Annotated in this window: 10 protein-coding genes and 2 pseudogenes; 8 read left to right on the forward strand and 4 right to left on the reverse strand. The window is 47.2% G+C overall.

Annotated features, from left to right (window positions below):
* From PORUE0001_RS01515 to PORUE0001_RS01530, 4 genes and pseudogenes are all read right to left on the reverse strand, one after another.
* A pseudogene (locus PORUE0001_RS01515) lies at window positions 1-202 on the reverse strand (IS110 family transposase); the annotation flags it as partial.
* A gap of 258 nt (window positions 203-460) precedes the next feature.
* A pseudogene (locus PORUE0001_RS01520) lies at window positions 461-1,513 on the reverse strand (YWFCY domain-containing protein); the annotation flags it as partial.
* Window positions 1,514-1,826: 313 nt separating this feature from the next.
* On the reverse strand, window positions 1,827-3,110 hold the full coding sequence (gene mobB, locus PORUE0001_RS01525) for a conjugal transfer protein MobB (protein ID WP_007364694.1): 1,284 nt from the start codon (window positions 3,108-3,110) through the stop codon (window positions 1,827-1,829).
* The gene (locus PORUE0001_RS01530) at window positions 3,110-3,487 is read right to left on the reverse strand and encodes a hypothetical protein (protein WP_039865271.1); all 378 of its coding nucleotides are present in this window, start codon (window positions 3,485-3,487) and stop codon (window positions 3,110-3,112) included. The genes mobB and PORUE0001_RS01530 overlap by 1 nt, the downstream gene beginning before the upstream one ends.
* 628 nt (window positions 3,488-4,115) lie before the next feature.
* On the opposite strand from PORUE0001_RS01530, the gene PORUE0001_RS01535 reads away from it, so the two are divergent.
* From PORUE0001_RS01535 to traJ, 8 genes are all read left to right on the forward strand, one after another.
* Entirely contained in the window at window positions 4,116-4,907 is a 792-nt protein-coding gene (locus PORUE0001_RS01535) for a ParA family protein (RefSeq protein WP_007364701.1), read from the forward strand.
* Entirely contained in the window at window positions 4,904-5,449 is a 546-nt protein-coding gene (locus PORUE0001_RS01540; RefSeq protein ID WP_039865274.1) for a DUF3408 domain-containing protein, read from the forward strand. Before PORUE0001_RS01535 ends, PORUE0001_RS01540 begins: the two co-directional genes overlap by 4 nt.
* Window positions 5,446-6,201, forward strand: coding sequence for a hypothetical protein (locus tag PORUE0001_RS01545; RefSeq protein ID WP_007364696.1), 756 nt, complete (start codon window positions 5,446-5,448; stop codon window positions 6,199-6,201). The genes PORUE0001_RS01540 and PORUE0001_RS01545 overlap by 4 nt, the downstream gene beginning before the upstream one ends.
* Before the next feature lie 66 nt (window positions 6,202-6,267).
* A complete protein-coding gene (locus tag PORUE0001_RS01550) occupies window positions 6,268-6,573 on the forward strand; it encodes a DUF4134 domain-containing protein (RefSeq protein WP_004330933.1) in 306 nt (101 codons plus the stop codon).
* Window positions 6,573-6,899, forward strand: coding sequence for a DUF4133 domain-containing protein (locus tag PORUE0001_RS01555; protein ID WP_007364695.1), 327 nt, complete (start codon window positions 6,573-6,575; stop codon window positions 6,897-6,899). The genes PORUE0001_RS01550 and PORUE0001_RS01555 overlap by 1 nt, the downstream gene beginning before the upstream one ends.
* Window positions 6,899-9,415 carry a TraG family conjugative transposon ATPase gene (locus PORUE0001_RS01560; protein WP_007364697.1) on the forward strand — a complete coding sequence of 839 codons (2,517 nt, stop codon included), beginning with the start codon at window positions 6,899-6,901 and terminating at the stop codon, window positions 9,413-9,415. The genes PORUE0001_RS01555 and PORUE0001_RS01560 overlap by 1 nt, the downstream gene beginning before the upstream one ends.
* A 26-nt stretch (window positions 9,416-9,441) precedes the next feature.
* Window positions 9,442-10,071, forward strand: coding sequence for a DUF4141 domain-containing protein (locus tag PORUE0001_RS01565; protein WP_004330928.1), 630 nt, complete (start codon window positions 9,442-9,444; stop codon window positions 10,069-10,071).
* Window positions 10,072-10,103: 32 nt separating this feature from the next.
* The gene (gene traJ / locus PORUE0001_RS01570) at window positions 10,104-11,141 is read left to right on the forward strand and encodes a conjugative transposon protein TraJ (protein WP_007364700.1); all 1,038 of its coding nucleotides are present in this window, start codon (window positions 10,104-10,106) and stop codon (window positions 11,139-11,141) included.
* Window positions 11,142-11,310: the final 169 nt, after the last annotated feature.

Here is an 11,310-nt window from a genome sequence, read left to right on the forward strand (position 1 = left end):
AGCAGAAAAGCATGGTGTCGGTCTTGACTCCTCGACCAGCGTTCTTCTTGCTCCAAGAGACGAGGCTCCGGAACCCCTTAGGGTTGTTTTCTACAGTGGTGTAGGCGAGCTGCTGCTCGCTGTCTGATTCTGATTCGTAGCGAATCAGGGTAGCATCCAGTTTTTCTTTGGAAACGTCGATGCCGATAAAGTGATATTCCATAACTTTGTATCTGATTATTGATAAGGACCAGCTAGGCTACATTAGACTATTACTTTAATTAGGCTCTAGGCCTCACTTTCTAATGAGTCTCAAGTAGCTGAACTCCAGAGGGTCTATAACAGACCTTAGGCTCGAAGCCTCGTAGGGACGATAGATTACCCTCTGGTTGCTGTCCTTACCTCACTACAACAAAGGTAAGAACAACCCGTTCAACTGACCTAATCTCGGGTCGATTTCTTTTCACTCTGCAAAGTTAAAGTAGGGACGATTGAGGAATTCAATAGCATGTGGAAAGGTGCAGTACTTTCCATTCTCATAAATCTTCAGATACCAGATGATAGCTGCAAGCAGAATGATTGGCGACTCCACAAAGAAGTCCCCCTGCTTCTGTATCCACGTTCGGTTGAGATTAAGCATAATCGTATATGCCGATTCGTACGCATCGGAGATGTCGGTCATAAAAGCAGGGTTAATCGGATTGCAACGATGACTCTTACGTGGGTCATCAAAGTTAATCACATAGAATTTGGGCTTCACCTCATAAGCATCAAGGTGATTTCGTAAGTGATTGTAAGCAATCTCCGATAGGTCGGGGAACTTATAGTCGTAGATATACATGGCAAAGCCTTTCTCTATCTGCTGTTTGATATAGTTGTTCACAATGGCGTAGGACTTACCCGACCCCGGTGTACCGAGCACCATCGAGGCACGGAAAGGATTGACTACGTTAATCCAGCCATTATTCCACTTCTTTTTGTAATAGAAGCGTGTAGGAAGATTTACCGAGTACTCGTTCTCCATCAGTCTCGTCTCCTGCATGAAACTCTCATTCTCCGTATTGAATACATCGTCCATTAGGTTGTTTTTCAGCAGGCGACTCATCCATACACCAGCCATCAGCAGGCAAATATACCCCACAGAGAGTGTGAATATGTAAAGCGAAGCTGCACCAACAACTCCAATCGGAAGTGCCAGCAGCCACCAATTGAGGAAGAATAGCACAAAGCCGATAGTCAGAACCGTCCAAATCTTAGCCCAAGTAATCTTCTCTTCCTTAACTCCACGAGTTCCTAAGCAAGAAAGGGCAAGGAACAGCACACAAAAGAGCTTCGTCCAGAGAATCGAGGAGAAGAGCCCTGCTGTCCGTTGAAAGTTCATCAGAATCTTATTGAGTACCGAGAGCGTAAAGCCCCAGGTGTGGAATGCTTCATAGCAAAACCAATAGCAGTTGAGGAGAAGGAATAGTACAGAGATCCCTCTCATAAAGTCCATAATCTTGCCCAATGCTCTCAAATCATCTTCTTGTGCCATAGTTATCTGTTGTTTAATCGTTGTCTAATCACTATTTCGTCAAAATCAAATGCGTAAGCTTCGCTGCTTTCCCTTTTCACCGAACTGTATCTTCACAGAGAAAACAGTAGATACCTACGTGACCATTTTCTATTTTCCACGGAGGGGCGATCTATTTCCTCGGAAGTTTCATTCCATTCTTCCGAAGTTTGATTTCATTCTTCCGAACTATCACTTTGTCCTTCCGTGGAGATTTCTTCTTTCCCCCGTCTCTATTTCCAATTTTCTCCGTGAAGAGTGCGATGCCGTCCTCTTTATCATACCATGCCTTGACTTACCTCTTCCTTCGTCTGAGATGAACCTTGCTCTGTCTGCGAAGTTTCCGTTGCCAAGCCGCTTCTTTCCAATCATCGTTGCTACTACCGAGCGGGAGGTCACCGACAATGTCATCTACCAGTTCATCGACAAGGTTGTCTCCATCGTCCGCATCTGACTGTAACGGTTGAACAGTTGGGGCTTCTTCTTTCAATTGAGCGGAAGAAGTGCCATACAATGTTTTATCCATAAATGGATTGTAGGTCGGGTTGGAGAGGTAGGCATTAAATGTGTTGGCCGAGTACCCCTTGCCTAGTCGGGAGCCATTGAGAGCAATGCCATTCTCATCGTCTATGAACGTAATACCATAGATGCGCCCGCTCTCATTCTTTCGGATAACCGTTCGCAAACCTTGCTCCTCCAATCGATGTCGCAGTGCTTCCTCTGTCTGGGGAGAAGTACGCATTACTTGTAAGACTTTCTCCTTTACGGCTGGTATCAGTGGCTTGATAGCTTGCTTAGATTGTTGCATCCTATTCTGTACGGCTGTATAGCCCACACCACGACCAATCTCCGAGGCATGGAAGGGTGTACTTACCTTATCGCCTTTATCATCAGTCGGTACATAGACCAGTCCATCGTACTTCTTGCCTCGAAACTCTGTCTTGACTTCTTCTACGGCAAGATTGTATTGGGTAAGAATGGCATTGAGTTCTCCCAAGGAACAGAAACGGTAATGCTTCAGAACAGAACGAGCTATAGATGCTACTTGCTTTTTGATATTTCCTTTTGCCATATCCACCTTTGAGAGCTCTTGTAGTGGCTTGTCTGTAACCTCTGTGCTGGGAATTAGATGGTACTTCTTCTCCAGCGCATCCGTAATTTTCTTGCTCCGTCTGCCTTCAAACTTGTCATTGATCTTTCGACCATCACCGTCTACCCTTAGCGATACAATGTGTATATGCTCACGGGCAATATCATTGTGCTTGAACACAATATAGGGTTGCTTACCATAGCCCAGAGCCACCATATATTCCTTAGCTATCTGCGAGAGCGTTTCATCGGATAGCTTCTCGTCTGGATGGGGATTGAGCGAGCAATGGAAGACAGTTTTCTTTGTTCTACACTTTTCGGGTATCAATGCCTGCATATCTGCAAGTACCTCCGACATCGTATATTCGCCCGCTCTGTTTTGGTACAAGCCATGTGCCAGCAGAAGTGTCGCTTCCTTCTTATTCACCTTCTTAAAGTTGTAGCCGAGTGCACCCCCGAGGTTCTCCGTTGCTGAAATCTTGGCAATCATTACTTGCGGTAATCAATGGTCAGAGAGATAGCCTGCTCCTGCAAAGTAATGATCTGAGCTGATAGTTGCTTCAGCTTCTCAAGCAGTATCTGAGCAGTCTTCACGCTATGATAGCTGTTGATGGCACGTACAGCTTGATTATACAGCACTCCTATCTTATGTATCTGGGCAGTCAATTCGGAGAGTTTACGATAGTACTCCACGGCAGACTTATCTACCGTTATCACCTTGAAATGCTCCCCCAATATCCTTGCCCGCACGAAGTCGGACTTCGTTTCCGCCCCTGATTTATGGAACAAGTCAATCGCTCGTTGCTGGTCTTTCGGGTTGGGAAGACGGGTATCCCATCTGTCCCATCGCTCTATCTTTCCATTCATTGTTTTTATCCTTATCTAATTACGACTTTGGAGTAATTCTCTCCCCTTCGGGGCAAGGGGCTTTGTCGGCAGAAACGGAGTTTGTCGGACAAAGACACACCTTGCCAATATCAACAAGTGATACGATGAAGTATCCACCCCTCGGGGGTGTCTACTTCGGGGAGAAAAGCTCCACGACTTCTATCTGTCTGCAAAGTTACAGCGACCTTGTAACTAATTCACTATAAACGACATTCCTGTGATTTCACTCCTTTTCCTCATGCTTCACTAGAGGTTGAGACTTAGGTTAAGAGCTAGTTATTTTGCAACCAAACTCAGTCATAAGTTAAGTCAATCTTGAGTTAAGTCAAAACCTAACTCTTGAGCTAAGTCAATTTTGAGCTAAGTCAAAACCTAACTCTTGAGCTAAGTCAATCTTGAGCTAAGTCAAAACCTAACTCTTGAACTGAGTCAATTTTGAGTTGAGTCAAAACCTAACTCTTGAACTGAGTCAATTTTGAGTTGAGTCAAAACCTAACTCTTGAGCTGAGTCAATTTTGAGCTGAGTCAAAACCTAACTCTTGAGTCAGATCTAGAGTGAAACAATCGCCCCATAGGCTTATAACACAAGTAGTAACCAAAGAACGATATGGACAGATCAAACAGCCGCCCGCTCTACTTAGGCTTCGCTTCACAAAAGGGAGGAGTCGGTAAGAGTACGCTAGCCGAAGTGCTAGCATCTATTTTATACTACGAGAAGGATATCCCTCTTGTCGTAGTGGACTGCGATGGCACACAGGAGTCATTTTTCAAGCTCCGAGAACGTGACAGAGATCTTATTGGGACCTCTCCAGATATAGGGAAGGCACTTCACGAGCGACTTGCCCAATATGGGAAGAAGTCTTACCAGATTATCCGAAGTAATCTAGAGCAAGCGATAAGCAATACAGAGCAATACTTGAGTAAAGCACCAATAGCTCCCCAACTCGTTATATTCGACTTTCCTGGTCACGTTGCTACCAGTGCTATGATGGAACTATCCATTATGATGGACTATATCATCTCCCCCATAGAGGCTGACCCGCAATCGTTGGCATCAAGCTTTGCTTATGCCAAGACAATCCAAGAGCTAGGTGTAGGCTTTGCAGAGTCTCAAATCCAAGATCTCTTTTTGCTTTGGAACAAAGTAAATCGCAGTGCCAGCACTATGGTTATCGAACTGTTCAGTCAGCATGCCCAAGAGCAGGGCTTGAAGATTCTAGACGCTCGTATCTACCATTCCGTTCGCTTCAGTCGTGAGCTAGCTCAAGGGGGTGTCAAGGGTGTCTTTCGTTGCTCTTACCTACCTCCAGCTACCACGCTACGCCCTCAGACAGGTGTGGATGAATGGGTCGAAGAGGTGATACAGAAGCTAGGTCTACAAAAAGGTACAAGCGTATGAGCTCACTTAAAGAACAGCGAGAGCGACTGCTCCAAGCAAAGATGAGAGAGATGGCAAATATAGGGGTCACCAAGCGTACCGCAGAAAATATCCCGGACTTTGATGAGCCGATAGATTTAGATGAGGAGCCAATGCTTGAAGAGAATCCAACACTTGAAGAGAATCCAACGCTTGAAGATGAGTGTAATGCCGTCTCAGAGACTGAGGAGACAACAGCCTCAACTCCGACCACCTCTCCTCAAGCATCCCAGCGTCACAGCTCCAAAAAGAAGTCTACTCCTAGGAGTTGCTCATCGACATTAGAGTTTGCAGCGTACGAAGAGCGTTTCCTGATATCTGTACGAGACGGACGCAACAAGTCTGGCTTCAGCATTCATACCGAAGTGCTACAGCTACTTCGAAATGTGGTGAGTGACCTCCGTGTAGAGACCTCCATCACAAGCTATATTGAGAACATCATACTGGATCACTTGAAAACGCACCAGGAGCTATTAAACCAAATCGCCTCTCAGCGGAGACGAGATAAGACTATTGACCTATGATTGAAGAGACATTGAGATGCTTACTGCTCTTATTAGGGATTGTGTGGGTGATCTTTGGCATCACATATTGGCGGAGACTCTTGAACAGCTCTAAGCAAGACCCTATAAGAAAGGCTGCAGCCAAGAAAGAGAAGACGGAAAAAGCAGACTCCAATCAAGAGCGTAAGGAGCTTGTGAGAGACGAACTGGTCGGCAAGAGCAAGCCTTTTGTTTCCTCATCTTTCCCTATGGTTCCTAAGAGTTCCTCGTCTGAAAAAGCGGACGATAATCCCGCTACATTTGCAGAGTTAGATAGTGATAAGTCAACTCCAAGAGATGACGCTACAGAGCCTTTAGAAGCGGAAAGCGAAACTATCCCTGAGGCAGAAAACGAGATACAAGTCGCCTACACGATGGAGGATCTAGATGAGGAGAGCATCCTGCGGGAGGAGTTACAGATTGCCAGCGAAGCACTGCCCGAACTCTCCCCGACAGCCATCCTAGCAAGAGATTTATCTCGTATTAGCCAATGGAGTAAGCAAGAGGATTCACTGACTAATGAAAATGAGGAGGAGGTGTGCCAGACGCTCCGCACCTTGCGAGGAACGGAGCTTATGGATCGGCTCAAAGAGTACACGCTAGAAGTGGAGGAAGCTCACCGCAATCTCTTTGCAACCCTGCGGAAAGCTGAAGAGCTAGAAGAGGAACCCGCACCTTCCCAAGCAGAGACAGAGGCGGGAGAAGAAGAAAAACCGCTCTCTTACTACTTGTAACCCAACAATAGAACAGCAAGATTATTCTTTAACAACTTGATATAACGATAGACAATGAACAGACGAATGATTAGCAAGGAACGCCTAGCGATGCTTGCCCTGACCCTGATGATGACAGGTGCGACAGCCTTTGCCCAAGGCAATGGTATGGCGGGCATCAACGAAGCGACCAAGATGGTCACTTCCTATTTTGACCCAGCCACCAAGCTCATCTATGCCATTGGGGCAGTGGTGGGCTTGATAGGCGGTGTCAAGGTGTACAATAAGTTTAGCTCAGGAGACCCCGATACGAGCAAGACAGCTGCAAGCTGGTTCGGAGCTTGTATCTTCCTCATCGTAGCAGCTACCATCCTGCGTAGCTTCTTCCTCTAATGGCTAGTTGGGAAGTAAATAAAGGAGTCGGTCGGACGGTGGAGTTCAAGGGATTGAAGGCTCACTACCTCTTTCTATTTGCAGGAGGGTTACTGGGTATCTTCATCCTTGTAGTGATTCTCTATCTCTGTGGCATCAGTCAGATCATCTGCTTGGGCATAGGCGTAGTGGGTGCCACCGTTGTGGTGTGGCAAACGTTCGCCATGAATCGCAAGTATGGTCAATATGGATTGATGAAGCGAGGAGCGATAAGAAGACGCCCGAGGTATCTCTTGAACCGCCGTTCGGTCTATCAGCTTTTTCACCAACTCAATAGCGCTAGATGATGAGAAACAGAAGCAAGATAACCACCTTAGAGTCAAAGTTCCCCTTGCTGAGTGTAGAGCATGGGTGCATTGTCAGTAAGGATGCTGATGTGACGGTTGCTTTTCGAGTGGAGCTACCCGAGCTTTTTACAGTCACATCTGCAGAGTATGAGACGATGCACTCTACTTGGCATAAAGCCATCAAGGTTCTACCCAACTTCACGATCGTTCACAAGCAAGATTGGTTCATCAAGGAGTGCTACCATACGACTTGCAAGCGTGGTCAAGAAAAGCCTTTGAGCTTTCTCGCTCGTGCCTCTGAGAGACACTTCAATGAGCGACCCTATCTGCATCACACGGTCTACCTCTTTATCACGAAGAGCAATCGACAGCGTATGGCACAGCAGAGTAACTTCTCAACGCTTTGTAGAGGTCATCTACTGCCTAAAGAGATTACCAACGAAGAGGAGATGGTGAAGTTTATGGAGACTGTGGATCAGTTCGAACGCATCATCAATGACTCCGAATTGATAAAGCTGGCTCGAATGAACGAGGCTGAGCTAGTTGGCTCTAGGGAGCAAGCTGCTCTATTAGATCGCTACTTCTCTCTATCAGATAGCAGACACGGCACATTGGAGGATATACGTTTAGGGGCAGACCTTGTACGTGTGGGAGACAATATGCTTTGCCTGCATACGCTCTCGGATACGGATGATCTACCCACTACGGTCAGTACCGATGGTCGCTATGAGCGATTATCAACAGACCGCTCGGACTGTCGCCTCTCCTTTGCCTCTCCAGTGGGGCTGATGCTCCCCTGCAACCATATCTACAATCAATACATCTTCATTGAAGATAGCGAGGCGAACTTGCAGCGCTTTGAGAAGCAAGCTAGGAATATGCACTCTCTAGCGCGCTACAGCCGTAGTAATCAAATCAACGAAGAGTGGATACAGGAGTATCTCAACACCGCACACTCTCAGGGACTCACCTCCATTAGAGCTCACTTTAATGTCTTGGCGTGGAGTGACGACGAAGAGGAACTACGACAAGTCAAGAATGATGTGGGCTCTGCCCTTGCCTTGATGGAGTGCCGTCCTAGACACAACACCATCGATACAGCGACCCTCTATTGGGCAGCTATCCCGGGTAATGCAGGTGACTTTCCCGCAGAAGAGTCTTTCTACACCTTCATTGAGCCGGCTCTCTGCTTCTTCACGGCTGAGACCAACTACAAGGACTCGCTCTCTCCCTTTGGGATTAAGATGGCAGACAGATTATCTGGTAAGCCGATACATCTCGACATATCTGATCTGCCGATGAAGCAAGGAATCATTACCAACCGCAACAAGTTTATCTTGGGACCCTCGGGCAGTGGTAAGAGCTTCTTCACGAACCATATGGTACGACAATATTACGAGCAGGGGGCGCATGTCCTCTTGGTCGATACGGGTAACTCGTATCAAGGGTTGTGCGAACTAATCCATCGTAAGACAAAGGGGGAGGATGGAGTCTACTTCACCTACACCCATGACCATCCTATCTCCTTCAATCCTTTTTATACGGATGACAAGTTCTTTGATGTAGAGAAGCGAGAGAGTATCTGCACCCTACTGATGACGCTTTGGAAGAGTGCCGATGAGCGGGTCACCAAGACTGAGGCTGGAGAGCTGGGCTCTGCTGTCAATGCCTATATCGAACTCATCTGCTCAGATGCTAGTATTGTCCCGAACTTCAATAGCTTCTACGAATACCTTAGAGATGTCTATCGTAAGGATATGGAGCAGCGAGATATCAAGGTAACGCTCTCAGACTTCAATATCAATAACCTTCTGACTACGCTCAAGCAGTACTACAAAGGTGGTCGTTACGACTTCCTACTGAACTCGGATAAGAACATAGACCTGCTCTCTAAACGGTTTATCGTCTTTGAGATTGACCAAGTGAAGGACAATAAAGACCTCTTCCCCGTGGTGACCATTATCATCATGGAAGCCTTTATCAATAAGATGCGTCGACTGAAGGGTATCCGCAAAATGATTCTCATCGAGGAGGCCTGGAAGGCGATTGCTTCGGAGAATATGGCGGACTACATCAAGTATCTCTACAAGACGGTCAGAAAGTATTTCGGAGAGGCTATTGTGGTGACGCAGGAGGTAGACGATATCATCTCTTCACCCGTAGTGAAGGAGAGTATCATCAACAACTCTGACTGCAAGATCCTATTAGACCAGCGTAAGTACATGACCAAGTTTGATGGTATCCAATCGATGCTGGGTCTCTCCGAAAAGGAGAAGAGCCAAATCCTCTCAATCAATCAGAACAACGATCCTCACCGACTCTACAAAGAGGTGTGGGTCGGGCTGGGAGGTATGCAGAGTGCCGTCTATGCTACAGAGGTGAGTATGGAAGAGTATCTCACCTATACGACAGAGGAGCGAGAGAAGCTGGAAGTCATGCAACGTGCGGAGCAGCTGGGAGGAGACATTGAGTCGGCCATCCGACAACTCGCCATAGAGAAAAGAGATAAGCAATAATAGTAACAATCAAATACCTAGTGACAATGAAAAAGTATCTGCTGATGGCTCTCTTTGCAATGAGCCTATTTATCCCTCAAGCTCACGCTCAGTGGGTGGTTACCGACCCTGGGAACTTCGCTGGCAACATAGCTAACTCCATTAAGGAGATTGCTACCGCCTCGAAGACGGTCAAAAACACGCTAAGTGGTTTTAAGGAGGTGGAGAAACTGTACAACGACACCAAGAAGTACTACGATGCACTCAAGCAGGTGAACAACCTTATAGGCGATGCCTACAAGGTGAAGGAGTGCATCCTAATGGTGGGAGACATATCAGAGATCTATGTAACCTCCTACAAGAAGATGCTAGCGGACCCAAACTTCCGCCCCACAGAGCTAGCCGCTATGGCTGCTGGCTATGCCAAACTCTTGGAACTGAGTGGCGAGAGTCTCAAGGAGCTGAAGTCTGTAGCTAAGAGCAAGGTGTTCTCAATGAATGATAGCGAGCGTATGCAGATGATAGACCGCATCTATACGACACTACGTGAGTATCGATCGATTGTTTCTTACTACACCCGAAAGAATATCTCCGTGAGCTATGTACGTGCTCACGAGAAGAATGATCTAGCATCGGTCAAAGCGCTTTATGGAAATCCAGAGAGCCGATATTGGTAAGACTGACTACGTAAAGATAGCCGTTAGGATCTATGGACTTTGCATCACTACATGAATTACTCCGCTCCACCTATCAGGAGATGATGCCTCTCTGTGGAGAGATGACGGGCATTGCCAAGGGGATTGCGGGATTAGGAGCTCTCTTCTATGTAGCCGTAAGGGTGTGGTCTTCGTTGTCTCGTGCCGAGCCGATTGATCTTTTCCCCTTACTGCGACCTTTTGTGCTGGGCTTCTGTATTATGTTCTTCCCAACGATTGTGCTGGGTACGATGAATACGATTCTCTCTCCTGTGGTACAAGGTACAGAGCGAATGGTCAATAAGCAGACGGTACAACTAGACAAGTTGATTGCTAAGCGTGACAAACTACAAGAGGCTGCCTATCTCCGTAACCCCGAGACGGCTTACTTGGTTTCCAATGAAGCTTTTGACCAAAAGATAGAGGAGATGGGGATCATCGGTCCGAGCGATGCGGTGACCATCGCTGGAATGTATGCCGAGCGTGCTGCTTACAAAACAAAGCAATGGCTGATGAAGCAACTCCATGACCTCATAGAGTTGCTATACCATGCAGCTGCTCTGATTATTGATACGCTCCGGACCTTCTTTCTTATCGTGCTGAGCATACTGGGACCAATCGTCTTTGGTATTGCGGTTTGGGATGGCTTGTCGGGGTCGCTTACGGCTTGGTTTTCCCGCTACATATCGGTCTATCTGTGGTTACCCGTGAGCTCTGTCCTCTCGGCTCTCCTCACAAAGATACAGGTGTTGATGGTGCAGAAGGATATTGCAGCATTGAGTGACCCCAACTATCTGCCTGATTCGGGTAGCTGGTACTACATTGTCTTCTTCCTGATTGGTATCGTGGGGTACTTCTGTGTTCCTACGGTAGCGGGCTGGATTATAGAGGCTGGTGGTGGTATCGGGGCGTACGGACGCAATGTCAATCAGACGGCGCAACGAGGTGCCCAAGGTGCCTATACGGGAGGTAAGGCAGTAGCTGGCGCCACTGGGTCTATGGCCGGCAACGTAGGCGGACGTATCAAAGGGGCACTTATCAAGGGCAAATAGCGTCCCTTCAGCCGAAGGGTGGCTATGACACGCTTGATGAGGATGCAATGACCACGTGATGGTCGTATGACGGTCAGGTGGGTAGGATTAGCTCCTCCTATGTGTGTCAATGTAGCAGCTGGGGAGGTAATCGTAGTGCCTGCCGTGTGGCACTAGAGTTTCCTACCCA

This window comes from Porphyromonas uenonis 60-3 (assembly GCF_000174775.1).
GTDB classification, from domain to species: domain Bacteria; phylum Bacteroidota; class Bacteroidia; order Bacteroidales; family Porphyromonadaceae; genus Porphyromonas; species Porphyromonas uenonis_A.

Coding starts and splice junctions, on each gene's coding strand:
- mobB (WP_007364694.1), bottom strand. CDS start 3,110: ATGATTGCCAAGATTTCAGCAACGGAGAACCTCGGGGGTGCACTCGGC.
- PORUE0001_RS01530 (WP_039865271.1), bottom strand. CDS start 3,487: ATGAATGGAAAGATAGAGCGATGGGACAGATGGGATACCCGTCTTCCC.
- PORUE0001_RS01535 (WP_007364701.1), top strand. CDS start 4,116: ATGGACAGATCAAACAGCCGCCCGCTCTACTTAGGCTTCGCTTCACAA.
- PORUE0001_RS01540 (WP_039865274.1), top strand. CDS start 4,904: ATGAGCTCACTTAAAGAACAGCGAGAGCGACTGCTCCAAGCAAAGATG.
- PORUE0001_RS01545 (WP_007364696.1), top strand. CDS start 5,446: ATGATTGAAGAGACATTGAGATGCTTACTGCTCTTATTAGGGATTGTG.
- PORUE0001_RS01550 (WP_004330933.1), top strand. CDS start 6,268: ATGATTAGCAAGGAACGCCTAGCGATGCTTGCCCTGACCCTGATGATG.
- PORUE0001_RS01555 (WP_007364695.1), top strand. CDS start 6,573: ATGGCTAGTTGGGAAGTAAATAAAGGAGTCGGTCGGACGGTGGAGTTC.
- PORUE0001_RS01560 (WP_007364697.1), top strand. CDS start 6,899: ATGAGAAACAGAAGCAAGATAACCACCTTAGAGTCAAAGTTCCCCTTG.
- PORUE0001_RS01565 (WP_004330928.1), top strand. CDS start 9,442: ATGAAAAAGTATCTGCTGATGGCTCTCTTTGCAATGAGCCTATTTATC.
- traJ (WP_007364700.1), top strand. CDS start 10,104: ATGGACTTTGCATCACTACATGAATTACTCCGCTCCACCTATCAGGAG.